The sequence below is a fragment of the Ruania halotolerans genome (genome assembly GCF_021049285.1).
Classification (GTDB): domain Bacteria; phylum Actinomycetota; class Actinomycetes; order Actinomycetales; family Beutenbergiaceae; genus Ruania; species Ruania halotolerans.
In genome coordinates, this window is record NZ_CP088017.1 from 1,854,589 (window position 1) to 1,880,777 (window position 26,189).

At 66.7% G+C, this 26,189-nt stretch carries 21 protein-coding genes and 1 tRNA gene; 10 read left to right on the forward strand and 12 right to left on the reverse strand.

What is annotated here, in order from left to right; translation table 11 throughout:
- Positions 1-33: 33 nt before the first annotated feature.
- Complete coding sequence (locus tag LQF10_RS08140) at positions 34-1,299, reverse strand: ROK family transcriptional regulator (protein WP_231066977.1); 1,266 nt, start codon at positions 1,297-1,299, stop codon at positions 34-36.
- 89 nt (positions 1,300-1,388) lie between these two features.
- Here LQF10_RS08140 and LQF10_RS08145 point away from each other — a divergent pair, with 89 nt between their 5' ends.
- Genes LQF10_RS08145 through LQF10_RS08160 form a run of 4 tightly spaced genes read left to right on the forward strand, consistent with a single transcriptional unit; the run spans position 1,389 to position 5,814 of the window.
- Positions 1,389-2,663, forward strand: coding sequence for an ABC transporter substrate-binding protein (locus LQF10_RS08145; protein ID WP_231066978.1), 1,275 nt, complete (start codon positions 1,389-1,391; stop codon positions 2,661-2,663).
- A 7-nt stretch (positions 2,664-2,670) separates the two neighbouring features.
- Positions 2,671-3,570, forward strand: a complete 900-nt coding sequence (locus tag LQF10_RS08150; RefSeq protein WP_231066979.1) for a carbohydrate ABC transporter permease — start codon at positions 2,671-2,673, stop codon at positions 3,568-3,570.
- Positions 3,567-4,454, forward strand: a complete 888-nt coding sequence (locus LQF10_RS08155) for a carbohydrate ABC transporter permease (protein ID WP_231066980.1) — start codon at positions 3,567-3,569, stop codon at positions 4,452-4,454. The genes LQF10_RS08150 and LQF10_RS08155 overlap by 4 nt, the downstream gene beginning before the upstream one ends.
- A gap of 34 nt (positions 4,455-4,488) precedes the next feature.
- Positions 4,489-5,814, forward strand: coding sequence for a sulfatase-like hydrolase/transferase (locus LQF10_RS08160; protein ID WP_231066981.1), 1,326 nt, complete (start codon positions 4,489-4,491; stop codon positions 5,812-5,814).
- Here the strand turns inward: LQF10_RS08160 and LQF10_RS08165 are convergent.
- From LQF10_RS08165 to LQF10_RS08185, 5 genes are all read right to left on the reverse strand, one after another.
- Positions 5,795-7,132, reverse strand: a complete 1,338-nt coding sequence (locus tag LQF10_RS08165) for an ABC transporter substrate-binding protein (RefSeq protein ID WP_231066982.1) — start codon at positions 7,130-7,132, stop codon at positions 5,795-5,797. The genes LQF10_RS08160 and LQF10_RS08165 overlap by 20 nt on opposite strands.
- A 19-nt stretch (positions 7,133-7,151) precedes the next feature.
- A complete protein-coding gene (locus LQF10_RS08170; RefSeq protein ID WP_231066983.1) occupies positions 7,152-8,105 on the reverse strand; it encodes a carbohydrate ABC transporter permease in 954 nt (317 codons plus the stop codon).
- Between the two features lie 18 nt (positions 8,106-8,123).
- Positions 8,124-9,029: a carbohydrate ABC transporter permease gene (locus LQF10_RS08175; RefSeq protein ID WP_231067279.1), complete on the reverse strand. Its 906-nt coding sequence runs from the start codon at positions 9,027-9,029 to the stop codon at positions 8,124-8,126.
- A gap of 83 nt (positions 9,030-9,112) precedes the next feature.
- Positions 9,113-10,225, reverse strand: coding sequence for an ROK family protein (locus tag LQF10_RS08180; RefSeq protein ID WP_231066984.1), 1,113 nt, complete (start codon positions 10,223-10,225; stop codon positions 9,113-9,115).
- An 84-nt stretch (positions 10,226-10,309) separates the two neighbouring features.
- Positions 10,310-11,311 (reverse strand): DUF4862 family protein, encoded by a 1,002-nt coding sequence (locus LQF10_RS08185; protein ID WP_231066985.1) that lies wholly within the window; start codon positions 11,309-11,311, stop codon positions 10,310-10,312.
- Positions 11,312-11,400: 89 nt separating this feature from the next.
- Between LQF10_RS08185 and LQF10_RS08190 the strand changes: the two genes are divergently transcribed.
- Positions 11,401-12,393 (forward strand): Gfo/Idh/MocA family protein, encoded by a 993-nt coding sequence (locus LQF10_RS08190; protein WP_231066986.1) that lies wholly within the window; start codon positions 11,401-11,403, stop codon positions 12,391-12,393.
- 4 nt (positions 12,394-12,397) lie between these two features.
- Here LQF10_RS08190 and LQF10_RS08195 read toward each other — a convergent pair whose 3' ends face one another.
- Entirely contained in the window at positions 12,398-13,291 is an 894-nt protein-coding gene (locus LQF10_RS08195; RefSeq protein WP_231066987.1) for a phosphotransferase family protein, read from the reverse strand.
- A 134-nt stretch (positions 13,292-13,425) separates the two neighbouring features.
- Here LQF10_RS08195 and LQF10_RS08200 point away from each other — a divergent pair, with 134 nt between their 5' ends.
- A complete protein-coding gene (locus LQF10_RS08200; protein ID WP_231066988.1) occupies positions 13,426-15,828 on the forward strand; it encodes a hypothetical protein in 2,403 nt (800 codons plus the stop codon).
- Between the two features lie 43 nt (positions 15,829-15,871).
- On the opposite strand, the gene LQF10_RS08205 is transcribed toward LQF10_RS08200, so the two are convergent.
- From LQF10_RS08205 to LQF10_RS19380, 3 genes are all read right to left on the reverse strand, one after another.
- Positions 15,872-16,633, reverse strand: a complete 762-nt coding sequence (locus tag LQF10_RS08205; protein ID WP_231066989.1) for a hypothetical protein — start codon at positions 16,631-16,633, stop codon at positions 15,872-15,874.
- Positions 16,634-16,695: 62 nt separating this feature from the next.
- Positions 16,696-16,783: transfer RNA gene (locus tag LQF10_RS08210), tRNA-Leu, on the reverse strand.
- A 204-nt stretch (positions 16,784-16,987) separates the two neighbouring features.
- Positions 16,988-19,801, reverse strand: coding sequence for a S8 family serine peptidase (locus LQF10_RS19380; protein ID WP_290371151.1), 2,814 nt, complete (start codon positions 19,799-19,801; stop codon positions 16,988-16,990).
- A 373-nt stretch (positions 19,802-20,174) separates the two neighbouring features.
- Here LQF10_RS19380 and LQF10_RS08225 point away from each other — a divergent pair, with 373 nt between their 5' ends.
- Together LQF10_RS08225 and LQF10_RS08230 are read left to right on the forward strand one after the other, a co-directional pair.
- A complete protein-coding gene (locus tag LQF10_RS08225; protein ID WP_231066990.1) occupies positions 20,175-22,259 on the forward strand; it encodes a M3 family metallopeptidase in 2,085 nt (694 codons plus the stop codon).
- A complete protein-coding gene (locus tag LQF10_RS08230; RefSeq protein WP_231066991.1) occupies positions 22,256-23,593 on the forward strand; it encodes a M20/M25/M40 family metallo-hydrolase in 1,338 nt (445 codons plus the stop codon). The genes LQF10_RS08225 and LQF10_RS08230 overlap by 4 nt, the downstream gene beginning before the upstream one ends.
- 25 nt (positions 23,594-23,618) lie before the next feature.
- On the opposite strand, the gene LQF10_RS08235 is transcribed toward LQF10_RS08230, so the two are convergent.
- Positions 23,619-23,834, reverse strand: coding sequence for a DUF5703 family protein (locus LQF10_RS08235; protein ID WP_231066992.1), 216 nt, complete (start codon positions 23,832-23,834; stop codon positions 23,619-23,621).
- Positions 23,835-23,971: 137 nt separating this feature from the next.
- Here LQF10_RS08235 and LQF10_RS08240 point away from each other — a divergent pair, with 137 nt between their 5' ends.
- Positions 23,972-24,286, forward strand: coding sequence for a DNA primase (locus LQF10_RS08240; protein WP_231066993.1), 315 nt, complete (start codon positions 23,972-23,974; stop codon positions 24,284-24,286).
- A 21-nt stretch (positions 24,287-24,307) separates the two neighbouring features.
- Here the strand turns inward: LQF10_RS08240 and LQF10_RS08245 are convergent, their stop codons facing one another.
- Entirely contained in the window at positions 24,308-25,261 is a 954-nt protein-coding gene (locus LQF10_RS08245) for an aldo/keto reductase (RefSeq protein WP_231066994.1), read from the reverse strand.
- Positions 25,262-25,312: 51 nt separating this feature from the next.
- Between LQF10_RS08245 and LQF10_RS08250 the strand changes: the two genes are divergently transcribed.
- Positions 25,313-26,158, forward strand: a complete 846-nt coding sequence (locus tag LQF10_RS08250; protein WP_231066995.1) for an undecaprenyl-diphosphate phosphatase — start codon at positions 25,313-25,315, stop codon at positions 26,156-26,158.
- Positions 26,159-26,189 lie beyond the last annotated feature (31 nt).

Consider the following 26,189-nt stretch of genomic DNA (forward strand, 5'->3'; position numbering starts at 1 on the left):
GGCGCTCGCCGCCGGGGCACGGCCGTGGCCGTGTCAGCGAGGCAGGAAGAGCTGGGTGGGCGCGTTGAACGTGCTCGACCACATGGCCAACGACGCGGCTCCCACGGCTCCCACGTGATCACCGATCGACGTGCCCCGGACCGTCACCGGGTGCAGGGCGCGCCCGATGAACATCCGGGTGACGACGTCCGGCACGATGCGCAGGAACGTAGGCGCGAACGGCTCCCACTGCGGCCCGCCGAAGACGATCGCATCCAAGTCGAGCAGATTGGCGAGTTGTCCTGCGATCCGGCCCAGCCCGCGGGCCGCGCGCTCGACGATCTCGGCCGCGTCCCGCTCGCCGGCATCGGCGAGACGGCACAGCTGTGTCAGTGCGGCGCCCAGTGCTCGGGCATCGCCGATGTCGACAGCCGGAAGCACGCCACGGACCGTGGCTTCCCCGACCAGATTGCGCGGAAGGATGGTGCTCTCGAGACAGCCGCGGCCACCGCAGAAGCAGATCGGTCCATTCGGGTCGGCATTCATGTGCCCGATGTTCCCGCTCGAGCCACGCATCACCTCGCCGTCGAGCACGAGGCCCGCCGCCACACCAGTTCCGATATAGACGAACGCCATATTCCTCGGCCCGTCCTCGGCGTTCCACATCTCCCCGACTGCAACTGCGGTGGAGTCCTTGTCGATGGTGACCGGGAGGTCGAGCCGCCGTTCCAGGTCGGTCTTCAGCGGGACCCGTTCCCAGCCAGCCAAGTAGGGGGCTCCGACCACGGCGCCGGTGCGGACGTCGATCGGGCCGGGTGTGCCGACCCCGAGCCCGGCCAGGCGGTCTGCCGGGATACCTGAATCAGCAACGAGCGAGCGGATCATCCCTTCGATCGCGTCCAGCACGGCCGTTGGATCGGGTACGGCCGGAGTCGGGATGCGCACAGTGCCGACCACCTCGCCGGCGAGGTTGAGCACCACAGCTGTCAGCCAGGCGGGATCGATATGCAGACCGAGGGCGAACAGTCCGCCGGGCTCCACCTCGAAGATCGTCCGAGGGGCTCCCGCACCGGCGTAGATCCGCCCGGATTCCTTGATCAAACCGGAATCGCTGAGGCGACGGCAGATGTTGGACATGGTCTGCGCCGTCAGGCCGGTGTGCTGAACGAGCTCGACCCTGCTAATCCCGCTCGATCGCCGAATCAGATCGAGCACCAGCATCTTGTTGTAGTCCGCCACCCGGGGCAGGTTCGTGCCGCGACGGCCCGGTGACGCCGGGGGCGTGGCGTCGTCAGGGGGCAGCGGTGTCTGACTCGGCATGCGCCGATGCTACGCAGGGGCAGCGGCGTTGACAAACTCAATTTGCTGGATTTAACTGTGCCCACTCGCATCAACGGAGAGGCAGTCACGTGAACACATCCAGGTACATCGCCGCCGCCGCGATCGGCGCGCTCGCTGCGACCCTCGCCGCGTGCAGCGGGGGAGGGTCGGCGCCGGACGACGGCGTGGTCCGACTCACCTTCCGGCAGTTCGACCCTGCCGATCAGATTCAGGGCCTCGTCGAGGCCGTCGACACCTGGAATTCCGACAACCCGGAGATCCAGGTGGAGCTGGAGACCGTCACGCCCAACAACCCGCAGCAGTTTGCCCGCGAGGCCAACTCAGGATCGGGTCCGGACCTGATCCACATCGCTTTGGCGGATGCTGCCTTCCTGGCCGACCCGAACATCCTGCTCCCGCTGGACGACCTGATGGCCGAACAGCCACTGGAGAATGCCGATGGCCTGCTGGCCACCGAGATGACCGTGCTCGACGGCACCACCTGGGCCATCCCGTGGACCGCTGACACGATGGCGCTGGTTTACCGCGAGGATGTGCTCGCCGACGCCGGATTCACCGAGACGCCGGCTGACTGGCCGGAGCTGCTCGAGATGGCCGGTGAGATCACCGAGGCCTCCGGTGGTGAGGTGAGTGGGTGGTGCTTCTCCGCCGGCGCTCCGCAGAACGCCGCGCAGTGGTTCCCGATCAACTACTACATGTGGAACAACGGGTTCCAGCTCATCGAATCCACCGATGGTGAATGGAGCGTCGGAGCCACCGAGGCCGAGTTGGCTCAGACGATCGACTACTTCAACTCCTTCTTCACCGAGGGAATCACGCCGACGTCCATGCAGGCGCTCACCGACTACGCCGACCCGGCCACGGCCGCCGGCCTGGACGAGGGAACGTGCGCGATGACGTTCATGCCACCGGCAGCGTTCCGCACGGTGCAAGCCCAGATCGATGCGCAGATCCAGACGGCGCCGATGCCCGGTGGCCTGGACGATGGATCGACCCACCTGGGCGGGCGCGCGCTGGGCATCAACCAGAACAGTGAGCACCCGGATGAAGCGTGGCAGGTGATGCAGTACCTGCTCAGCGCCGAGACGTTCGGTACCTACGACCAGTACCCGGCGTCGGCGTCGACGCTCACCGAACTTGACGTGGACCCCAGCGAGCAGGGTTTCGTGGACCAGCTCCCGCATTCGGTGCCTTTCGTGCGCTACATCGGTGCACCGATGACCATTGCTTCGCTGCAGGAGCTGGTGAACCAGCAGTTCTCCGCGGTCTACTCGGGTCAGGCGGACAGTGCCACGGCCGCTCGCTCGATCATCGAGACGATCGAGCGCGAGCTGCAGGGCTGATCCGACGATGACGACGCACCGGAAGTCCGTGCAGGCGTACCTGTTGAGCGCCCCGGCGCTCGTCATCATCGCGCTGCTGTTCCTCTTTCCCTCCATCTATAACGTCATCCTGGCGTTCCAAGAGCTCTCCCCGTTCCAGGCGCCGTCGGACGGTACATGGGTGGGGCTGGGGAACTTCCGCTACGTCTTCTCCAACCCCGAGTTCGGCTCCATCCTGACCAACACGGTCTTCTGGCTCACCGCCCTGACCGTGGTCTTACGGATCGTGTTCGGGCTCGCCCTCGCCACCACCCTGCACTCCCCGGTGCTGCAGCGGTGGAAAGTGCGGGGCGTAGCCCGAACACTGGTTCTCATTCCCTGGATGGTGCCGCCGGTGGTCGCCGTCGCCTCCTGGCGATGGCTCCTCGACGGAAACTCCGGGGTGCTCAACCAGACCCTCGTCGGACTCGGCGTGGTCGATTCCGGTATTCCGTTCCTGGCGCAGACCAGCACCGTGTGGTGGAGCGTGGTGGCCATCATCGTCTGGCGGGAACTCCCGTTCGTGGTGATGGTTCTCCTCGCCGGGTTGCAGTCGATCCCCACCGAGCAGTACGAGGCGGCGTCGCTGGACGGAGCGGGCAGGTCCCGGTCATTCCGCAGCGTCACGATCCCGAATCTTCGGCCGGTGTTGACCGTGGTGGTGTTGGTGACGGTGATCCAGACGTTCAATAACTTCGTTTACGTCTGGCTCACCACAGGGGGCGGCCCCGGAACGTTCACGGCCGTCCTGGCCACCGAGTTGTACTCCACGGCGTTCTTCGGCAACAGGCTGGGCGCCGGTGCGGCGATCGGCCTGGTGATGACGGTGATCATGGCGGTGTTCGCCGTCCTCTACATGCGCGCGACTCGATCGGAGAACCAGGCATGAGCGCCGTGACCCAGACCGAGGCGCCACCGGTGCAGCGCAAGCGCCGCGACAGCTCAGCGCGCCGGGCGAGCGATCTGCTGGTGCTCGTGCCGTTCGCCGTGGTGTTGCTGGCGATCATCTTCCCGGTGCTCTGGATGGTCTACAGCGCATTGCGCCCGGTGCAGGAGATCGCCGCTGGTGTCTCCTGGGGCAGCCTGCTGGACAACGCCAGCCTCGACTCGTTCTCCCGGCTCTTCGCAGCCACGAACTTCGAGCAGTACCTGGTGAACTCGATCGTGATGTGCCTGGTCGGCACGTTCGCCACCGTGGTGGTGGCGAGCCTCGCCGGCTTCGCGCTCTCCCGGTACGCCTTTCGCGGCCGTGGCGTGATGTTCCTGGTCTTGGTCGCTACCCAGCTCCTCCCGTTCGTGGTGCTGATCACGCCGGTGTACCTGTTCTTCTCCCAACTGGGTCTGCTGAACACATACCCGGGCATCGTGATCGTGTACGTCGCTATGACCCTCCCGCTCGCCGTACTGCTGATGACCGGGTTCTTCAACTCGGTGCCGCGCAGCCTGGACGAAGCCGCCCGGGTGGACGGTGCGTCGACTCTGACGGTGCTTACTCGAGTGATCGCTCCGCTCGCCTGGCCCGGAATCGTGACCGTGGCTGTGACGGCTTTCATTGCGATGTGGGAGGAGTTCTTGTTCGCGCAGGTCTTCCTCACCGACGACTCGCTGAAGACCGTGCAGGTGGGCCTGGCCGGCCTGTTCGGTGAGTACGGCACCGACTGGGGCGTGGTGATGGCCGCCTCGACGATTGCCGCCGCCCCCACCATCATCCTGTTCTCCTTCTTGCAACGACGCCTTGTGGCGGGTGTGGCCGCCGGAGCGATCAAAGGATGACGAACCTCAACCCACACCCACCAGGAGCGCTGTGATGACTTCACGTGAACGCCCGAACATCGTGATCCTCTATGCCGACGATCTCGGCTGGGGTGATCTCGGCTGCTTCGGTGCCGAGTTCGAGACACCGGCCCTGGACGCCCTGTGCGCCTCGGGAGTCAAGTTGTCCCAGTGGTATTCAAACTCCCCAGTATGCTCGCCGTCGCGGGCCTCCCTGCTGACCGGCAAGTACCCCGAGCATGCCGGTGTACCAGCGATCCTCGGCGGCACGCGGAACACGCCCGGTCTGCCCCAGCAGGAGACGCTCGCCAGCCAGTTGCGCCGTCGGGGGTATCGAACCGGCCTTTTCGGCAAGTGGCACCTGGGTGCCTCGGACGAGTACAGCCCGAGCCAGTATGGCTTCGAGGAGACCTTCGGGATCCGTGCCGGATGTGTGGACTACTACTCGCACATTTTCTACTGGGGCAATCACAACCCGATTCACGACCTGTGGGATGACGACGAGGAGGTCTGGCTGAACGGTGAGTACCTCACCACCGTGATCGGAGATCGAGCCGCGGACTTCATCGGCCGGCACGCGGACGAGCCCTTCTTCTGCTACGTGCCGTTCAATGCCCCGCATTACCCGATGCACGCCCCGGCCGAGTACATGGATCGGTTCTCGCATCTGCCCGAGGGGCGCCAGGAAATGGCGGCGATGGTGGTCGCGATGGATGACGCCGTCGCCACGATCATGGCTGCATTGGCCGAGCACGGCCTGACCGAGAACACCCTGGTGTTCTTCTCCTCCGACAACGGCCCCTCTGCGGAGAGCAGGAATTGGTTGGATGGCGAGGAGATCTCCTACGACGGGGGATCGGCCGGTGGACTGCGCGGGACGAAGGGGTCGGTCTTCGAAGGCGGTGTGCGCGAACCCAGCATCGTCTCCTGGCCCGTTCGCCTGCCTGCTGGAGCCGAGTACGACGCCATCGGGATGATGATGGACGTGTTGCCCACGGTGCTGCACGCCGTGGATGGCACCTCCGTGGACGAGGAGTCCATCGACGGCGTCTCCCTCCTGGAGGAACTGACGGCGGCCGCAGAGTCAGGTGCGGAAGGTTCCGATCGTGCGGTCTTCTGGACCTACGAGGGCCAGTGGGCGGTTCGGCGGGGCGACCTCAAGCTCGTCCGTGACGCCCGTGAGGGTATGGAGCCTCCGGCCGCGGTGGCGCAGGCACTGTATGACCTCGCCACGGACCCGGCCGAGACGACGGACGTCTCGGCCGAGCGCACCGACGAACTCGCAGGCCTCACCGAGGAGCTGAGTAGGTACCAAGCTCAGCACGATGAGTGGGTGCGGCCTACTGCACCAGCTCGTTGACCTCCTCGTTCACCTCAGTCAGCGTGCTCGGGTCCCGGGAGCCGATGTAGATCTCGTCCATGATCGGTGCCATCAGTGCCTGGATGGACCCGTACCCGTCCGTCACCGGGAAGTAGAGCGTGTGCCCGGCCTCGACGAGGTCGGTGAACGGGGAGACGTCGATCCCGCGCGCTTCGAAGGCCTCGATGGCCGCCTCGGTGCCGGCCGGTCGCGCCGGAAAGACCACCGCGGCCTCACCCACGATCACCTGACACTCCTCCGACCCCAGGAACGCCACCAGCTCCGCTGCCTCCTGCGGATGTTCCGTCTGTGCGCTGATCGAGTCCGCGAGACCGTTGTACATCGACACCGGGTGCCCGATCGGACCGGAAGGCAAGGAGGCGATCCCGAGGTCGATACCCTCCAGGTTGGCGTAGGTGTTCAGCATCCAGGACCCGGCCGGGGCGAGCGCTGCTTGCCCCGATCCGAGGGCCTGCTGCGGGTTGGGTTCGGTGCCGATCTCCTCGTAGGGGGCCATGAAACCCTTGTCGACCAGGCCGAACAGCCAGGCCAGCGACTCCTGAAGCCGGGGGTCGTCGTAGTAGTACTCATCACCCCAGATGTCGGCGTTGGTGAACTCCCAGCCGGTGGAGCCGGCCAGCCACGACCAGGCGGTCTGGCCCTCCGGACCGCCGGACCCGTTTGAGGCGAGCCCGTAGGTCACCACATTGTCGGGGTCGAAACCCTCCTCGTCCCCACGGACGCCGTCGGCGTCCACACTCAACCGGGCGATCACGTCCTCGAAGGTGCCACCGTCGTCAGGGTTCCAGTTCAGGTCGGTGAGATCGTCCGGGGTGAGTCCGGCATCCTCGATCATGGTGACGTCGTAGAAGAGCGCGACAGTGTCGAAGTCCTTCGGACTGCCGTACTGCCCGCCCTCGGTGCCCACCCACAGATCGGCCAGACCCTCCTGGAACTCGGCGTCGGCGATCCCGGCGGTCGGTTCGAGCGTATTGAGATCGAGCAGGAGGTCGCGCCGCACATACTCGGGGTAGCGAGTCAGATGATCGGTGAAGACGTCGGGACCGGCACCGGCAACGAAGCCGGCGGTGATCTTCTGCCAATAGTCGTCGAAGCCATACTGGCTGATCCGCACCTCGATTTCGGGGTGCTGCTGTTCGAATACGTCGACGCACTGCTGGTAGGCGGGCAGCTGGTTGGAGTCCCAGAGCCAGTAGTCCAGTGCCACGTCACGGCCCTGGGCCGCGGCGCTGCATCCGGCGGCTGCGGTCAGGGCCGCCACCACACCCAGCCCGAAGGCGGTTCGTGTTCTGCTCATGGTGCGCATCGTCATCACCTCACTTGATCCCACTGAAGCCGATGGAGTTCACGATGCGTTTCGCGAACGCCAGGAAAAGCACAAGCATCGGTAGGGCTGCCACCAATGTCGCTGCCATCAGTCCGGCCCAGTCTGGACCTGTCTGCGGCGACTGCTCATTGAAGTTCCCGAGCGCCACGGTCAGCACGCGCGACTCGTCCGTATAGCTGACCATCAAGGGCCAGAAGTAGTCGTTCCAGGCGGTGATGTAGGTCAGGATCGAGATCGTCGCGATCGGTCCCACCGAGAGTGGGATGATCAGCACGAAGAACACCCGCACCTTGCTGGCGCCGTCAATCAGCGCCGCCTCTTCCACCTCCACGGCCACATTCATGAAGAACTGCCGCAGGAAGAAGATGGCGAACGGTGTCATGAACAGGCTCGGCAGCATGATTCCGAGGAGGGTGTCGATAAGCCCCATCTCACGGATGAGCAGGAAGTTCGGGAGCAGGGTGAAGATCTGCGGCACCATCAGGGACAGTAAGAACACGCTGAACACGTGGTTGCGGCCAGCCCAGCGCAGCCGGGAGAACGCGTACGCCGCCATCGCAGAGAAGAACACCTGGCAGGCGGTGATCCCGGTGGCCACGGCGATCGAATTGAGCAGGTACCGCCAGAAGTCGATCGAGGCGCCGGAGCCGCCCTGGGCGATCGCCTCCTCGGTCGTCTGCAGCCCGAACACCCGCTCGAAACCACCCCAGCTAAATTCTGTGGGCAGCAACGACTGGGAGTTCGCGTACAGGGCGCCATTGCTGGACAGAGCCGTGCGAAGGATCCAGTAGAACGGAAAGAGCGTGACGATCAGGATGATCACCATCGCAGTCCAGGCAAGGATGCGCCCGAGGGTGGGACGCGGCCGGGGCGGGCGGTTTCGCGGCGCCTGTAAACGCGATGCCTGGGCCGCGGTGGGCGCCGGAGCGGTGTGGTGTGCCATATCGATTCCCCTTCGCCCTCAGTTCAGATCCGTCTGGCCGGCACGCGTGATCCGGTATTGCACGAACGTGACCAGCACCAACACCACGAGCAAAGCGACGCTCAGGGCCGAGGCGTATCCGAAGTCGAACTGACCGAAGGCGTTGTTGTAGATGTACAGCTGCAGCACGCGGCTGGCGTCCACCGGTCCTCCGTTCGTGGTGACAGCGACGGTGTCGAAAACCTGGAAGGACCCGATCACGGAGATGATCAACACCAGACCGAGGATCGGGCGCAGCAGCGGCACCGTGATGCTGAAGAAGGTGCGCACCTCCGAGGCGCCGTCCACCTTCGCCGCTTCGTAGACCGAATGCGGGATCGTCTGCAGCCCCGCGAAGATCAGCAGCGCGGTGTAGCCCATGTGCCGCCAGACGTTGACCAGGGCGATCGTCGGGATCACCCACGCTTCGCTGGTGAAGAACCCGACCCGGTCCAGTCCGAGCCACGCCAGCACTTGGTTACCGATCCCGAGCTGAAAGTCCAAGATCCAGAGGAACACCAACGCAGCCACCACGTTGGAGACGAGGTAGGGGGTGAGCACGAGAGAGCGCAGCAACGTGGATTGACTCAGCCGTTGCATGAGGACGGCGATGAGCAACGCCACCACGGTCTGTACGCCGATATTGATGACGACGTACAACAGCGTCACGCGTACCGCGTTCCAGAACACCGGATCGGACACCATGCGCGTGTAGTTGTCCAGCCCAATGAACTGCGCTGGAGTGAGGATGTCCCACGACGTGAAGCTCAGTGCGATCCCACGCACCAACGGCCAGAAGTAGAAGACCACCAACCCGATCGTGGCGGGCAGCAAGAAGATGAGCGCGAGGCGTCGATCGTCGCGCCGTCGTCGGCGAGGCGGGCTGGCCACGGGGGCGTTCGCCATGCTGCTGGCTCGGATGTCGGTCACGACGGTCCTCCTTGCGTCCTTGCAGGGGTTCGGGCGGCGGTCCGCTGGGTGCGGATGGTTCAGAGATCGGCCCGATCGGCCGGTGGATCCACGAGCAGCCACTGGCACGCCACCACGGCGGCACCGCGTGCCCACTCGTCGAAGTCGGAGGCGAACAGGTGCACGGCCGGTGCGCTCGCGTCGGGATCGAGGTACTCGGCCAGCGCCCGGTTCATGGCAGGCCGTCCATGGTCGAGCACGATCAGGCCATCCCCGGCGAGCACGAGCGCGGGGAGCCCGAGGGTGTTCACGAGACCAGCAAGAACTACGCCGAGCGCATGACCGGCATCGCTGAGCACGCGGCTCGCGGCCGGATCACCCGCAGCGGCCAGGTCACAGACTGCTGCGAGGTCCAGGTCAACGCGATCGTGCGCGTACGCCACGGCGCGCACGATCGGCGCTGATTCCAGGTAGACGGCGGCGCAGCCCCGGTGCCCCAGGCTGCAGGGTGGTCCGGAGTCGGTCACCCGGGTGTGCGCGATGCGTCCGACGCCGCCGCTCACGCCCGCTACAGTCTGCCCGCCGAGGACCAGGCCCATCCCGATCCCGACCCCGATCGTCACCACTGCGAAGTCATCGAGTTCGCGACCGGGACCGGACCAGTGCACCCCTGCCGTCAATGCCCGCACATCTCCGCTGATCACGGTCGGCAGCCCGGTCCGGGAGCGCACCAGTTCTGCGAGCGGAACGTCATGCCACCCCAGGTACAGATTGTTGCGGACCCGGTCGTCGAACCGGTCCATCGTGCCGGCCACGCCAATGCCGACGGACTGGACAGGATGCACTCCCGCCAGATCATTCACTAGGTGAACGATCAGCGTCGCGACGGCGTCGACCTCAGTTGTCGCGAGAGGCCGCCGAGCGCTGTCCAGAACGCGTCCGGCTGCATTCGTCCGAACAGCGAAGACATGGTCGCCGGTGATCTTGACGCCGAGGAACTGATGGTCGTCGATCGCCACCGAGACCGGGATCCCCGGGCGCCCTCGAGAGTCCCGCATAGGAGCAGCGTTCTCCGTAATCACGCCCCGCGTGAGGAGTGATCGGGTGGATTTGGTGAGACTGGCCGGGGAGAGTTCGAGGCGGCGGGCCAACTCGGCACGGGGGAGTGGCCCGCGGACCAGAAGCTCCCGCACGACAGCACGCTCGGTTCGGCTCAAGGAGCCGAGAGGTGTGCTCTGCATGCGTCGTCGCATGCTGAGATCATCACCTCAGTTTGTTTACTGTGTCAATAGGTCGGTTCGAGTGCGAGCAGCAAGCACACGCTCGACTCCATCGCGGATCTGTGCCACCCGCCGTTCGACCGGTACATCCAGTGGACGGCAAGCGATCTTGACACCTGACCACACCGAGGGGCCCGCCTCGGCCAAGGTCTCGACCACTCGGGCGTCGGTGAGCAGGGAGCCCTCTGCCCCGGTACCTGCTTCGGCACCGGGAGCGAACGGGAGGTGCGCGTCTGCCCAGGCGGGACCGTACTCCGTGGCGGTGTCCGCGGCTCCGGAGAAGACGATTCCGCGCAGCACGCCGGCCGCGCGTGCCATCCGGACGTGCTCGGCCACCCGGTCCGGATCGCCCAGCTCGATCGCCGAACGCCCCCAGTTCACGACCACGCCGGCGCCTGTGCCGGCGTCGGCGATTGCCTGCAACTCAGCGTCCAGGGAGAGAAAGCCCTTGGCGACGGGTCGAGTGTCGACCGGTCGACCGGGCCCGTGTTCATCACAGTGCTCGACCAGCAGGTCCGCGCTGTACCACTCCCACTGGGCAATCTCACGCAGCGATTCGGCCAGCGCAGTCGCACTACTTGCCGCAGCCGGGGTGGCCGGTGCGCTGTGCACTTCGATCCCGGTGACCACCTGTCGGCCGTGGGCGTCGTTGAGGCGCGCGACGTCCTCGCGGATGGCGGCCACATCGGCCACCGCCCGGGCGCGGCCCTCTTGATCATCCGACGCCAACCCGTACCGCGGGTTCTCGGCGAGCCGGTGCATCGTTCCGCCGATGTGGGTGATGGTCACGGTCCACTCCGAGGGGAGGTGGTTCGCGTACCAGTGCTGATCGTGGGCGTGCAGCGATGTGATCCACGGGATCTCGAGGCCGTGCACACCGGGCACAGCGGTGAGGTGGTCGAGGTACGCCTGCTCCAGCCGGGGATCCCACGCCTTCGTCGTGGGGGACGAGGCGTAGGCCCCGACGATCACCCCGGGATCGGGAGAGAGTGTGCTCATGTGACCAGCCGATCTGTGGTTGTCTCGGGACCAGCCACGATATCGACCGGGAACCAGCGTGCTCGCAGTTCCTCGCTAGGCTCGGGTTCGTGGACACGGTGCGATGGGGAATCATCGGTGTCGGAGACGTCACCGAGAGGAAGAGTGGACCGGGCTTTCAACAGGCGGACCGCTCGGAGCTGGTTGCCGTGATGCGGCGCGACGGAGCGAAGGCTGCCGACTACGCACGCCGTCACGGCGTGCCACGGTGGTACGACGACGCCGAGGCGCTGCTGCGTGATCCGGACGTCGACGCCGTCTACATCGCGACCCCGCCCGATTCGCACCGCGACTACGCGCTCCGGGCGCTGGCCGCTGGAAAGCCCGTGTACGTGGAAAAGCCGATGGCCCGCACCACTGCCGAATGCGAGGAGATGCTTGCTGCCGCCGCGCGCGCCGGCCTCCCGCTGTTCGTGGCCTACTACCGCCGTGCCATGCCTCGCTTCGCTCGGGTGAAGGAACTCCTCGACGGCGGTGCCATCGGCCGGGTGAACGCGTTCCGCGTGGAGAACTTCCGTACGGCGCCGGGTGCGGATGAGCAGGTGTCGTGGCGGCTGCGGCCGGAAGTCTCCGGCGGGGGCCTGTTCGTCGATCTCGCCTCGCACACGCTGGACGTGCTCGACTACCTCCTCGGCCCGGTGACGCGGGCACGCGGAGGGGCGCTGAATGTCTCCGGCCTCTCCCTTGCGGAGGACACGGTGACCGGAACATTCGAGGTGGGCTCCGCCGTCGTGGGTACCGGTCTGTGGTGCTATGCAGCGGGGGAGCAGCGCGACCTGGTGGAGATCATCGGTACGGCCGGATCGCTCGAGTTCTCAAGTTTCGGTCAGGAGCCGCTTCGGTTGCGGACGGCCACCGGGGTCGAGGAGATCGAGGCCCCGTATCCGCCCACGGTGCAGCAACCGCTGATCCAAGCGGTGGTCGATGAACTCACCGGTGTTGGCAGCTCACCGAGCACTGGCGCGAGCGCCGTCCGCACCGCAAAGGTCGTCGACGCACTTCTGGCGCAGTACCGGGCGGAGCACGGCATCACATTCGAGTGACCCGTCAGAGGAATTCGGTGAGCCGGTCCATCGTGCCGGCAAGTGCCTCCTCGGTGCCGTGCAGGATGTTGTAGACGATGTGGTCGAGCCCGATGTGCAGCAGGCACGCCAAGTGCCGGCCGGGATGATCCACGGGTGAGATCCCGACGGCGTCCCACCGGGCCTCGAGTTCCCTCACCAGGAGGGGTACGTCCAGGTTCGGGTGCCAGGGCGCCCAGAATTCGAACCAGGCGAGGTCGTAGAGGTGGTCGCCGAATCGTGAGCAACCCCAGTCGAAGATGCCGGTGATCCGATCGTCGGCCACGTGAACGTTGCGGTTGATCCAGTCGGCATGCAGAAGAGACACAGGGACGGTGACGGGCGTGATCCCCCGGAGGGCGTCCAGGCCGCGGTCGAAGAGGGCGAGCGCTTCGGGTCCGGCGTGGTCGGCTCGTTCACGCCAACCTGCCTGCCAGGGATAGTCACCCACCTGGAGCAGATGCTCGCGCCAGCTGGGCGCTGACTGGTCCGTCGCATCCGGTCGAGTGGCCCGGAGGCCTTCGAGAATGTCGGCCAACTGGGGAGCCAGCGCTGCCCAGGCCGTGGGGGAGGCGTGCTCCAGTGGTGTGCCGGGGACGAACTCGGAGATGGCGTAGGTGGTGCCTGTAAGTTCGCCGGCGTCGAGCCTGCCGTGTTCCAGAACTGCAGGTATCGGGAGCCGAGCATGGCCGAGCGTGGCGGCGTAGGCGTCGGCCGCGTAGTCCTCACTCGGGCCACCGAGCCGAAGCACAAGGTCGCGCCCGTCGCAGCGGGCGGCGAAGGCTGTTGACCATGCACCGCCCTGGAGGGGCCGGACCTGAGCAGGGGCGTAGCCGCGGGCGGTCAGCAGGTCGCGGGCGGAACCGGGGGAGAAGGACACGAGGGAAGTCTGCCAAGCCGGGACGCTGCTGTGGACCACGCGACTATCCCCACCTATTCGGATATCGCACCATCGTCCACACCCCCCTCCTCGTGCCGAGCGGACCACGGCGATGTCGAACGACGATGCCGACCATGACACGTTCAGCTCAGACGCGGACCGCAGTTCGCACGCAGACAGCCCGCCACCTCGGGCATGTCCTTCACGCCGCCCGTCGCGCGGCGGCGGTGGTGGCACTCGGCGCCGTGCTGGCCCTGGCCGCCGCGCACGGGCTCGCTATCGCGCCTCCCGCCACAGCGGAGAGCCCAGGCTGGCAGCGCAATGCCGGCGGGTCCACGCCCGGTGGCTCCTACTTCGGCAACTTCGTCAACGCCGCGGGGGATCGGGGCATCTGTGCCCTCGATGGCGCGAAGTTCGGTCCCGGGCACCCGGCCGGTGGCAGCGAGACCGCCACGGTGTACGGCGAGCCGTACCCGATCGAGGAGGTGCGGCCGCAACGCTACGACGGCAGCAGCGCTGAGCGGGTGCGGGGACGCGCCATCGACCACCTGGGGTACGTGATGAGCGTGTTCGCCGCGACCGATGATCGGCGCGAGTCCGTGGCTGCCGACCTGGCGACTATCCGCCTGACCGGTGCCGAACTCAGCTGGCAGGCCTACGAAGCCGACCGGATTGCTCCCGGCGCCAGCGCCCGAGCCGACCAGATGATCGCCGAGGCCGAGGAGAATGCTGGCCCATACTCCGCTGGCCGCCCCGACATCGCCCTCGATGCTGACGGCCGGTCGGGCACCGTCGAGACGATCGGTGTGCGCGACGGCGATGGCGACTGGCTCGCCGGATATACGTGGACCGCCACCATCACCGGCGATGCCACCTGGTCCAACGATGCGACCACGATCACCGGAACCACTCGGGCTGCGCCGATCGAGCGCTCGGTGCACGCCACCGGTCCAGGTGAGATCCGCGTGCGGCTGACGGTGCACGATCTGCCCGATGCGCTGCACCGGATGGACCCGGTGGATGGGGGCTCACTGGCGCAACGGATCTTCCCCGCCGGGCGCACGCAGGAGGTCACCGCGCGGGGCAGTGCGAGCAGGATGGTGTACGAATTTCAACCCACGGCGCGCACTGAGGTCGACCAACGGTATGTCGAGGCCGGGGATCCGCTCACCGACCACGTCACTGCTGCGGGGCCAGGCTGGGCCAGCGTGGATGGTGAGGGCGTCCCGGTCACGTTCGTCGGCACCCTGTACGGTCCCTACAGCACGCCACAGGACGAGCAACCGACAGTGCCGGACGGCCAGCCGGAGGTGGGCACGACGAGCCTGACCTTTACCGGCCCGGGCACGCAGACCGCTGAGGCCTTTGAGGCACCGACGGCAGGCTTCTACACTTGGGTGTGGACGATGGCCCAGGACCAGCAACCGGCCGAGTACCAGGACTATCTCGCTGGTGACTTCGCGGCACCATTCTTCGAGCAGGTGGAGACCACGTCTGCCCGGCACGCTCCTGAGGCCACGTCTGAGATCGCGGCAGCGGACCGGCTCGTTCTTCCCGGAGACCCGGTGGTGGACACCGTCACCATCGAGGGATTCCCGGACGATCACACCCAATACGACGGCGACGGCTCCGAGTGGGAGGCCGACGTCGCCCATGTCAGCCACCGCATGTACGGCCCGTTCGAGCAACCGCCGCACGCAGACGACCACCCGGTCACCTTGGCCGAGGCACCGGTCGCTGCCGAGCTACGCAGTCCCGCCGTCAACGGTGAGGTGGCGATCACGTACGAGGGCTCGAATGCGCCGTCAGACGCCGGACACTACGTGATCGTGACCAGCTTCGAGGGAGACTCCCGGGTGGCGCCGTGGCAGAGCTCGCCCTACGACACGGCGGAAATGTTCCAGGTGGCGCGGACTCCATCGGTGGTGACGCAGGCACAACCCGAGGCGATCCTCGGCACGAGTATTCGTGACACAGCGGAGGTGACCGATCCGGACGGGGTGATCGGGGCCGATGACGGGTGGCGCTGGTCGGTGGAGTTCTCTGCCTACTTCGCCGGTGAGCTCGCGCCATTGACGGTCGACCAGAACGGGAGACCGGTAGCGGAGGTGCCTGAGGCCATCGAGGCCGTGTGCATGGGCGAGGCGATCGGCGCCTCGCAGGTACCGATCACCGACGCGGGGTCGGTGGATTCGGATCCGGTCACCGTGGATCGCGCCGGGAATGTGTTCTGGGTTGAACGGCTGGTGAGAGAGCATGAGGACCTTGGCCGTGAGATTCTCGCCACCGGGGTGTGCGGACTTCCACACGAGACGACCGCTGTGGCGGTGGTACCGGAAGTGCCTGCACCAGAGATGCCAGGCCCAGAGCGGCAGCCGGAGTTGGCTGAGACGGGTTCGACGCTGTCAGCTCCCGGCTCGCAATGGCCTTCCGTGCTGTCCGGGACGCTGATCGTGCTCGGCACGGTCGGGGTGATCATTGGGCGTTGTCAGAGTGGCCGAAACGCCAGGTGCGAGCGGGCACTGTATCGGGCGTGACAGTTGCCCTCACCCATCGCTACCTTCCCGCGTTCCCCCGGGTCTAGGGCTTGACCCGTTCCCGTGGCGCCATGGTTCTCGCCAGGGAGGCGACGGGCTGGTTTCGCGCGGCGCGTGCCAGATCGGCGTCGATAAGTGCGCGTTGCTCCAATACGTCGATCGCGTGGTGGAGGTCGGCGAGGATCTCCAGGCGGGCGTGGTGGTCGAGTGCTTCCACCGCTCGGTTCAGTCGCCGGAGATTCAATTGCTCAGTGGCGGCGGAGTCGGACGTTGGAACGTAGAAGCGGAGCGCGGCGATGCCATAGGCCACGTCTGCGAGTAGGCCGACGATGCCCACCGCACCGATGGCCACGCCGTGCCCTATCGCCAGGAGTGCGAGAACTGTGGCGATTGACGAGGGGAGCAGATGCAGGAGCGCAAGCAGTCGGGCGCCATTGACAGCGCGGCCATCCGGGCTGCGTGCATCGCGGCTCATGCCGAACAGGGACCAAGCAGCCGCGAATCCCGCGAAGGCGCCTGCTACTGCGACCGGCGCTGTGGCCTCCGTCTCACCCAGCCACGCGGTCATCATCACAGCGGCGGAGACCGGTAGCGTGAGTGAGGCGATGTGCGCTGGGACCATGAGGCAGCCGAGCGCCTTCGGCACCCCTCGCGAGAGCTGCGTCCAGGCAGCCGGTGGTGCGAAGAAGGCGAGAGCGTGGGTGAGGTCAGGGTGGCGGGCCACGGCGCGCGCCTCGAGGTGCCACCAATCGAGAGCGGACCATTCCTCCGCCTGGTGTGCGTACTCAACCGCGGAGTGACTCACGGCGCCCATGGTGGCATAGGTCGAGTCCTCAGTCTTCCGACGACCTCGATAGTCAGAACACGTGGTGTCCGAGGGGGGACTTGAACCCCCACGCCCTATACGGGCACTAGCACCTCAAGCTAGCGCGTCTGCCATTTCCGCCACCCGGACAAGGGTGAGGCGAACACTCCCGCAGGAGCGTTCGCGACGGCGATAAACATACCATGCGCGCCACGGCGGTTCGTCACCGGAGCACCGTGTTCATGGCCACCTGAGGCCGTTCCAGGGGTAGTGGATGCCCAGCACGTGCGGGGTCCGAGCCACCCGGCCCGGACCCCGCACCGCTTCAGAGCTTCCCGCGTTCCCGATGAGACGTCAGCAGCGGCCCTGCATGATGCAACGCAACTGGCCCTTCATCTTCGGTGGCACATCGCGCAGCTGCTCCTCGAACTCACCCGGCGGGTTCCCGTCACCGTCCCGGTCGATGGTGAACACGGCCGAATCGACGCTCTCCACGTGGTCCGGGTTCTCCGGGTCGCCCAACGCGTTCACCGCCGTCACCTCGATGATGTAGTCGCCGTCAGGCACGTCCCATTCGTTGTTGTGGCGTCCCGCTCGGTACACCGAGGCGAGTACGCCATCCCATGTATAGGGAGTGAACGCCTCGGCCCCGCCGGAGCGGCCAACAAACTCGGTATCAACGAACGTCGCCGTCGGACCGATGGCCGACCCGCGCTCGCCGTCCACTGCCGCATACACGGTCAGATCGACTGATTGCGCCGGGTGTTCCAGGTGAACGAGGAACGTCGGTACGTCACCGTCGGCCATCGAGTACGTGGCCCCGTCGGGCATCAGATCCCACGTGCCGTTCATCGTGCAATCCACTCCGATGAGCCGATCACACGAGGTGAGCTGCCCGAGTACTGGCATCCCGTAGCCGATGTCGGTGAGCAGCGGCAGCGCCTGGTAATCGCCGGCGAACCCCACGTAGGGGACCCGCACGGGCTCGCCCTCCTGAGGCGCAAGCGTCAGGTACCCGCCGTACTGGGCCAACTCCAGGTCCTCCGGCGGGGCGATCGTCACGTCGAAGGAGACGGTACTACCGGCCGGCACGGTGACACTCTCCGGTGCCTCGACCGTGCTGACGCCATACAAGAACGTCGGGTTGTTCGGATCACCGTTCGTGGCGATCGCATCCTCGGCCGTCACCGTGTACGTGACATCGGCGTCGCTGTCGTTGTGCACCGTCAACGTCTCTGAGACCGGGCCGCCCTCACTCTCACCGAGCTCAATCGCACCGGGAGAAACCCGGGTGGAGGCAAGGATCGCGTCGTCGATGTCCAGCATGCCCGCGCCCTGCCGGAACACCGGCTCCAATAGACCGATGCTGGGATCGAGCGACCAGAGGGCAGGATCGGCCGTGTTCTGCAGGAGCTCACGGATCTGACCAGGTTCGAGATCGTCCCGCGCCTCGAGCAAGAGCGCGACGCCTCCGGCCACGTGCGGCGCCGCCATCGAGGTCCCGGACTTCGAGCCGTAGCCGCCCTGCTCGAGCGGGATGGTCGACCAGATCTGGCCACCGGGAGCGCCGAGATCGGGCTTGAGTTGCAGGTCCGCGGCCAAACCATAGGAGCTGAAGTCGGAGATCAGTCCCGCCGTCGGATTCGGTACCGAGGCAGTCTCATCGGTCCACACCAGATCCGTTGCCGTCCCGTCGGCCAGTGCCTCCACTAGAGACGTTCCGTCCGCCAGTGAGATCGAGACCACGGGGATGGTGATCGGGGTCGCGCCTTCCACCGTGGGTGTGACCAGCCCGGGAGCATTGTTATAGAGCACCATGCCGGCGGCTCCGGAGTCCTGGACGTTCACGGCCTTGATGTGGAACGAGCAGTCTCCGCGCTGGATCACCACGAGTTGCCCGCTGTAGTCACCACCGAGCGGCCCGCAGGCCAGCGGATCGTCGTCGGGCAGAGCGAGTTCGCCGCCGCCGCTCTCGGGCACCTCGGCCGAACCTGATGCCTGGACGAACGGGTACTGCGCATCGTCCGGGCTCGTGCGGAACACTGTGGTGGTGAAATCGACGTTGTCGTAGGAGGCAACTCCGATCACCTCCTCACCCACACCGGGAGCACCAGCGGCCCAGGTGCCGAGGTCGCCGTTGTTGCCGATCGAAGCAACCACCGCCACACCGGCATCCACCAGGGCGTTGCTGGCCACCGCCGTCGGGTATTCGGGCCATGAGGCGAATGCGGCGCCGATCGACATGTTCACCACGTCCATGCCGTCCGCTAGCGCGCGTTCCATCGCCGCGATCATGATGTCGGTCGTGGTGGAACCGTCGCAGCCGAACACTCGATAGGCACCGAAGGTCACCCCCGGTGCGACGCCGCGGACGCCGTCACCGGCGGGGTCGCCGTCGGCTCCGACAATGCCTGCCACATGCGTGCCATGGCTCTGGCAGTCGTCCGGATCATCGTCCGGCTGCGGCTCAGGCTGGTAGTCGGGGCTGCTGTCGTCGGCGTTGTAGGAATCCCCGACGAAGTCGTAACCGACCGGGACGCGTTCGGTCGGGAACTCGGTGCCCTCACCGGTGCCGCCCAGGTCCGGGTGGTCATAGTCGACACCCGTATCGATGATCCCCACACGGATGCCGCTGCCGTCGTACCCCAGCTCGCTCTGCACCACATCTGCGCCGGACATCGTGATCGCCGTGGCCAACTCGGGCTTCTCGTCCGACGTCGGCGTCGGAGGAACCTCGAAACTGAGCACGGGATAGACCGCGCGAACTCCGTCGGCCTCGGCCAGCAGGGCGGCGTCACCGTCGGACATGTCGACGGAGAGCCCTGTCCACAGCGCAGAGAACTCCTCCCGGACCCGGGCGTCCACGCCCAGTGCATCTGCTTCGGCCAGAACCTCCCGGGCATGCCGCGAGTTCACCGAGGCGTTGCCTCCGCGACTTGTGGGCTGGCCGGTGGTCTCCACGAACCATGCGCCGGTCGGTGAGGACTCGGCCTGCAATCCGGTTGACTCAGCGACCGCCCCGTGATCGGAGGCAGAACCGAGAGTGGTGAGGTCGTCGGCAGTGGCCGCTGCGATCGGAATGGTGGCCGTCAGTGCGAGGGCGGCGACGCTACCGAGCGCGATGGCCGATCGCCTCCTCCGGACGGTGGACCGGAAAGATCGACGCATGAAGGATCTCCTCATTCGTGATGGCGGGCTGTCCGTGTGTCGGGACATCGTCCGAAGATAGCCGGAACCGGCCCGGTATGTGAACCGTGTCACAGAAACCGGGGGCGCTGATCGTGCGATGGCGTCATCACCGGAGCGCACGTGGCGCCTGAAGAAAAGAAAGCGGCCCCGACGCGTCAGGCGCAATCGGGGCCGCCGCGCGACCGACCGTTCAGAGGGGGGCCGTTCGGCGGTCGCGGCTGACCGGAACTTCTACGCCTCCGAGGGGGACGGGGACTGATTCCGGCTTATCAAAGAGTGTACGACATGAGGGCTGCGATGTGTACCGGTTGGGGCCGACGTGGCGACGCCGTGGATCGGGTATGAATGAGGGATGGCCGCTACCCCGATCGCCGCTGAGAACCCCTTCGCGGCACCATCGTCCTTGCCGTACGGACTCCCCGATTTCGCCTCGGTCCAGATCGAGCACTTCCGCCCAGCACTCGAGGCCGGGCTCGCCGAGCAGCGAGCCGAGTGGGAGGCCATCGCCAGCACGGCAGAACCGCCCACGGAGGCGAATACGCTCGACGCACTGGAGTCCTCCGGAGCCCTCCTTGATCGAGTTCAGGCCGTGTTCTTCACACTGGTCAGCTCGGCCGCCACCGATGAGATCCGGGCGATCGAGGAGGAGTTCGCGCCGCGTCTGGCCGAACACTCCGACGCCCTGTGGCTCGACGAGCGGATCTACGCCCGGATCACGCGGGTGGCCGAGCAACTCGACGCATCCGCATCGGAGGAGACCCGCTGGGTGCTCGAGCGGTACCGTCTGCTCTTCGAACGTGCCGGGATCAGGCTCGATGAATCGGACACTGCACGCCTGCGTGAGCTGAACAGCCGGATCAGTTCCCTGGAGACGCAATTCTCCCAGCGCGTGGTTGCAGGGCTCGAAGCTGCGGCCGTGCACGTGCCTGACGCCGCCGGCTTGACCGGGCTCTCGGCCGGTGCCGTCTCCTCGCTGCGGCAGGCCGCGCAGGACCGCGCGCAGGACGGCTACCTGATCACGCTCGGCCTCCCCACCCCGCAACCGATCGTGGGGCAAACCACCAATCGTGACCTCCGCAAGCGGGTCCATACGGCATCGATCAGCCGCGGAACCGGCGTGGATCCGGATTCGGATACCCGCCCCATCGTGCTCGACCTCGCCCGCCTGCGTGCCGAACGGGCCCGGCTCCTCGGTTATGCCCACCACGCCGAGTACGTCGCACAAGGGGCGACTGCCAAGTCCACGGACGCCGTCAACGGGATGCTCGCACGGCTGGCACCGGCAGCCGTGCGCAATGCGCGCCACGAGGCCGCGGAGCTGGCTGCGGCGCTGCACAAGGACGAGCCGAGTGCGGAGTTCGCCCCCTGGGATTGGGCCTTGTACGCCGACCGCGTGCGCGAGCAGCGTTACTCCTTCGACGAGGATGATCTGCGCCCCTACCTGGAGCTCGACCGGGTACTGGCCGACGGGGTCTTCTTTGCCGCTCGGACGTTGTACGGGATCACGCTCACCGAACGCCCCGACCTGACCGGCTACGCGGACGGCGTACGGGTATGGGAGGTGCGGGAGGCAGACGGCTCCGGCCTGGGTCTGTTCGTGGGCGACTACTACGCCCGTGAAGGTAAGCGCGGCGGAGCCTGGATGCACCATCTCGTTGACGGCGCTGGGCTGCTGCGTACCCAACCGGTGGTGGTGAACAACCTCAACATCAACCGCCCTGCTCCTGGCGAACCGACACTGCTCACCTGGGACGAGGTGATCACCGCGTTCCATGAATTCGGGCACGCCCTGCACGGACTCTTCACCGCCGTCCGGTACCCCTCCGTATCCGGCACATCCGTACCGCGAGACTTCGTGGAGTACCCCTCACAGGTCAACGAGATGTGGGCGTGGCACCCCCAGGTGCTGGCCCGGTTCGCCCGGCACCACAGGAGCGGCGAGGCGCTCCCGACGGCGACACTCGACCAGCTGCGTGCCTCCCAGTCCTACGGCGTCGGCTTCGACACCACCGAGTATCTGGCCGCTGCGATCCTCGACCAGGCGTGGCACCAGCTGACCCCTGAGCAGGTACCCACCGACCCAGCAGAGGTGGAGACGTTCGAGGCGGCTGCGTTGGAACAGGCAGGTGTGGCGCTGGCCCTGGTGCCGCCGCGGTACCGGAGCACCTATTTCAACCACACCTTCGGCGGCGGATACGACGCCGGCTATTACTCCTACATCTGGAGCCAGGTGCTCGATGCCGACACTGTGGACTGGTTCCGCGAGGACGCGGCCCACGGGGAGGACGGCGGGCTCAACCGGTCCGCTGGCGATCGCTTCCGTGAGGCGTTGCTCTCCCGCGGACACGCACAGGACCCGCTCGCCTCCTACCGCGACCTGCGTGGTCGTGACGCAGTGATCGACCCGTTGTTGCGACGCAAAGGACTGAACGCATGAACACTCCCCGCCCAGCCGACGCCGCGCCCACCGCAGCCGAACGCGATGCCGTGGCCATCTGCCGGGCCTTGATCCGAATTGACTCCTCGAATTACGGGGACGGCTCGGGTCCAGGCGAACGTGCGGCAGCCGAGTACGTGATGGGTCTACTCACCGAGGTGGGGTACGAGCCGGAGTACTTCGAGTCCGCGGACCGGCGGGCGAACGTGGTGCTGCGTATCCCCGGTACTGACCCCACCCGCCCGGCACTCGTGGTGCACGGGCACCTCGACGTGGTCCCTGCGCAGGCGCGCGACTGGAAGATGGACCCGTTTGGCGGGGACGAGATGGACGGCATGATCTGGGGCCGCGGCGCCGTGGACATGAAAGACATGGACGCGATGATTCTCGCCGTGGTCCGGGACATGAAGCGTTCTGGGTGGCAGTCGCCCCGTGATCTCATCATCGCGTTCTTCGCCGACGAGGAGCACGGCGGCACCTACGGCGCACGGTACGCCGTGGAGAACCGGCCCGAGCTGTTCGCCGGGGCCACCGAAGCCATCAGCGAAGTCGGTGGGTACTCGGTCGAGCTCGGCGGGAAACGCGCCTACCTGCTGCAGACGGCGGAGAAGGGCATTGCCTGGCTGCGGATGATCGCCGAGGGGACAGCGGGGCACGGATCTCAGATCAACACCGACAACGCCGTGACCCGGCTCGCCGGGGCGGTCGCGAGAATCGGGGCACACCCCTGGCCCAGGCAGCTCTCACCCACGGTGCGAGCCCTCCTGGACGGTGTCTCCGAGCTCACCGGAACCCCCTTCGATCCCGACGATCCCGGCTCGATCGACACCCTCGTGAACGCCCTCGGTTCCACCAGCAAGTTCGTTGGTGCCACCCTCTCCACCTACTCCAACCCCACCCAGCTCGACGCCGGCTACAAGGCGAACGTGGTCCCCGGCAGCGCTGAGGCCGTGATCGACGTGCGATTCCTGCCCGGCCAGGAGGAGCAGACCATGCGCACCCTGCACGAGCTCGCGGGGGAGGGGATCCGATTCGAGGATGTGCAACGCTCCATCGCCCTCGAGGTGCCCTTCAGCGGCGATCTGGTGGAGCGCATGGTGGCTGCATTGGATGCGGAGGACCCCGGCGCGATCGTGTTGCCCTACATGCTCTCCGGCGGCACCGACAACAAACACCTCGCCGATCTGGGAATCACCGGATACGGGTTCGCACCGCTCCAGTTACCCGCGGAGATGGACTTCGCCGGCATGTTCCACGGCGTGGACGAGCGAGTCCCGGTGGCCGCCGTGGAGTTCGGGGTGCGCGTGCTGGACCGGTTCCTGCGCACCTGCTGAGGCGCACCCACTCCCAGGAGGACCGCTAGAGCGTGCTGCGCACCCGGATGATCTTGCGGCGCAACCACACCTTGCGCGCCCCACCCAGGTAGATGCGGTGCCGGGCCAGTTCCCACCTGCCGTACTCCGCCTCGTCGGTGAGTAGCTGGCGCACGTCCGAGCGGCTTGCACTCGGGGGGATCGTGACCACACGGAACTCATAGTGCGCCGCCGACCGGGTATGAAGCGTCACCGATGCCATAGCGCCACGATAGTGCGCTGCTCGGTGCGGCTGCGCCGAGCGCGCCCGGAGCGTCGTGGGCGGTGGCCACTGGAGCGCAGTGCCTCCGGGCGAAAATGGCTCTGCTCGGGCCCCGGATGAGGTGCTACCGTCAGGCCATGGCCAAGGATCTGCGCGCGGCGCTCGACAGGGTTCTCACCGCGTTCGAAGCGCACCTCGATGTGGTGGAAACCACCCAGGACGAGGACGACCCTGCGGTGCTGCACGCAGCCGCAACACTGGCGGATGCGTTCGAGGCGTACGACGAGCTTCTCTATGACGAGTACGGCGTGGACACCCCGTTCATCGTCTATGACGGCGATGAGGACGATCTCGAGGACGACGACCTCGATGAGGACGAAGCCGGCGACGTCGACGACGATGATGCCTACGACGATGACCTCGATGTCGACGACGGTGCTGGGCGCAGCTGACCTGCTGCGCTGAAGGAGCTGTCAGCGGCGCTCGGGGTAGCCGAGCGTCAGTTCGGTCACCTCATCGAGCACGGTCCGGATCTCCTCGGGCAGGTGCAGGTCACCCGCGGCGAGCGTGCCGCGCAACTGTGCCGGGGTGCGAGCCCCGACGACGGCGCTGGACACCCCGGGAGCGTCGCGTACCCAGGCCAGGGCTACTTCGATCGGCGCCCGACCGAGTCCATCTGCCGCCGTCGCCACGGCCTCGACCACTCCACGAGCCCGGTCGGTCAGGTACGGCTCCACGAAGCCGCGCAGATGCGGCGAGGCAGCCCGGGAATCGGCCGGGACTGAGCGCCGGTACTTCCCGCTGAGCACACCGCGGCCCAATGGTGACCAGGCCAACAGCCCCACACCGAGTTCGGCAGCTGCAGGTAGCAGTTCACGCTCCACCCCGCGCTGGAGCAGCGAGTACTCCATCTCGACGCTCGTCAGCGGCACCTTCTCCGCCTCCAGCAGCGTGGCCGCGCGGGCCGTCTGCCACGCCGGGTGATTCGACAGTCCGACGTATCGAGTGCGTCCAGTGCGTACGGCGTAGGTCAGTGCCGAGACCGTCTCGGTCAGCGGGGTGCCCGGGTCCGGCGCCTGCACCAGCCACAGATCCAGGTGATCGGTACCGAGCCGGGACAAGGTCGCGTCCAGTCCGTCCAGCAGCGCCCCGCGGGAGGCGTCGACGCGCCCGTCCCGCACACCGGCCTTCGAGCAGAGCAGCAGTTCGTCGCGGTCAGCGACCGAGGCGAGCATCGCGCCGATGACCTCCTCGGCCACACCGCCGGAGTAGGTCGCGGCCGTGTCCAGCAGGGTGCCACCTTCCTCGAGGAAGACCTTGAGCTGTTCAGCGGCCTCATGCTCGTCCGTGTCCCGCCCCCACGTCATCGTGCCCAGTGCCACCGATGACACGCGCAGCCCACTGGTGCCGACCCGCCGTGTCTCCATGCCAGCGAGGGTACCTGGCACAGGGGCGTTCGGCGGTTATCGTTGATCCTCGTGACATGGTGGGAAGCCCTCGTCCTCGGGCTCTTTCAAGGACTGACCGAATTTCTTCCGATCTCCTCAAGCGCGCATCTGCGGATCGTCGGGGACCTGATGGGGCAGGATCCGGGTGCCGCATTCACCGCGATCACGCAGATCGGCACCGAGGCGGCGGTGATCCTCTACTTCCGGCGCGACATCGCCCGGATCATCAGCCGGTGGGCTCAGTCATTGCCGATCGGGCCGTGGAAGCGGCAGGTGCCCACCAACGACCCGGACGCTCGGATGGGCTGGTTCGTGATCTGCGGTTCCATCCCGATCGTGGTTCTCGGACTGATCTTTCAGGACGCCATCGAGCACGCGTTGCGCAATCTCTACCTCACTGCCTTGGTGCTCGCCCTGTTCGCGCTCATCCTCGGATTCGCGGATCTGAGGGGTCGCAAGGAGCGAGTCCTGACCGAGCTCACCTGGAAACACGCGTGGCTGTTCGGGTTCGCGCAAGCACTGGCGTTGGTGCCCGGGGTATCGCGCTCCGGTGGCACCATCACCGCCGGCCTGTTGATGGGGTATACGCGTGAGGCCGCAGCGCGCTACTCGTTCCTCCTCGCCATTCCTGCCGTGCTCGGCTCCGGCTTCTACCAGGTTGCGAAGAGTGGCGGCACCGGGGGAGAAGCGGGCTTCGCACTCACCCTGCTGGCCACCATCGTGGCTTTCGGAGTCGGATACGTGGTGATCATCGCCTTCCTGAAGATCGTCTCCACCTACTCCTACCTCCCTTTCGTGTACTACCGGATCGTGCTCGCCGCTCTCGTGGTGGCTCTGTTGCTCGGCGGGGTGCTCGAGCCGTTGCCCAGCAACTGAGGCGCAATGACACTGGCGAGGAACGCCACTG

Bases quoted from the DNA above. Each gene is read 5' to 3' on its own strand.
- LQF10_RS08245 (WP_231066994.1), bottom strand. From the start codon at position 25,261: ATGGAGACACGGCGGGTCGGCACCAGTGGGCTGCGCGTGTCATCGGTG.
- LQF10_RS08155 (WP_231066980.1), top strand. From the start codon at position 3,567: ATGAGCGCCGTGACCCAGACCGAGGCGCCACCGGTGCAGCGCAAGCGC.
- LQF10_RS08240 (WP_231066993.1), top strand. From the start codon at position 23,972: ATGGCCAAGGATCTGCGCGCGGCGCTCGACAGGGTTCTCACCGCGTTC.
- LQF10_RS08225 (WP_231066990.1), top strand. From the start codon at position 20,175: ATGGCCGCTACCCCGATCGCCGCTGAGAACCCCTTCGCGGCACCATCG.
- LQF10_RS08175 (WP_231067279.1), bottom strand. From the start codon at position 9,029: ATGGCGAACGCCCCCGTGGCCAGCCCGCCTCGCCGACGACGGCGCGAC.
- LQF10_RS08160 (WP_231066981.1), top strand. From the start codon at position 4,489: ATGACTTCACGTGAACGCCCGAACATCGTGATCCTCTATGCCGACGAT.
- LQF10_RS19380 (WP_290371151.1), bottom strand. From the start codon at position 19,801: ATGCGTCGATCTTTCCGGTCCACCGTCCGGAGGAGGCGATCGGCCATC.
- LQF10_RS08150 (WP_231066979.1), top strand. From the start codon at position 2,671: ATGACGACGCACCGGAAGTCCGTGCAGGCGTACCTGTTGAGCGCCCCG.
- LQF10_RS08140 (WP_231066977.1), bottom strand. From the start codon at position 1,299: ATGCCGAGTCAGACACCGCTGCCCCCTGACGACGCCACGCCCCCGGCG.
- LQF10_RS08230 (WP_231066991.1), top strand. From the start codon at position 22,256: ATGAACACTCCCCGCCCAGCCGACGCCGCGCCCACCGCAGCCGAACGC.
- LQF10_RS08185 (WP_231066985.1), bottom strand. From the start codon at position 11,311: ATGAGCACACTCTCTCCCGATCCCGGGGTGATCGTCGGGGCCTACGCC.
- LQF10_RS08235 (WP_231066992.1), bottom strand. From the start codon at position 23,834: ATGGCATCGGTGACGCTTCATACCCGGTCGGCGGCGCACTATGAGTTC.
- LQF10_RS08170 (WP_231066983.1), bottom strand. From the start codon at position 8,105: ATGGCACACCACACCGCTCCGGCGCCCACCGCGGCCCAGGCATCGCGT.
- LQF10_RS08165 (WP_231066982.1), bottom strand. From the start codon at position 7,132: ATGAGCAGAACACGAACCGCCTTCGGGCTGGGTGTGGTGGCGGCCCTG.
- LQF10_RS08200 (WP_231066988.1), top strand. From the start codon at position 13,426: ATGACACGTTCAGCTCAGACGCGGACCGCAGTTCGCACGCAGACAGCC.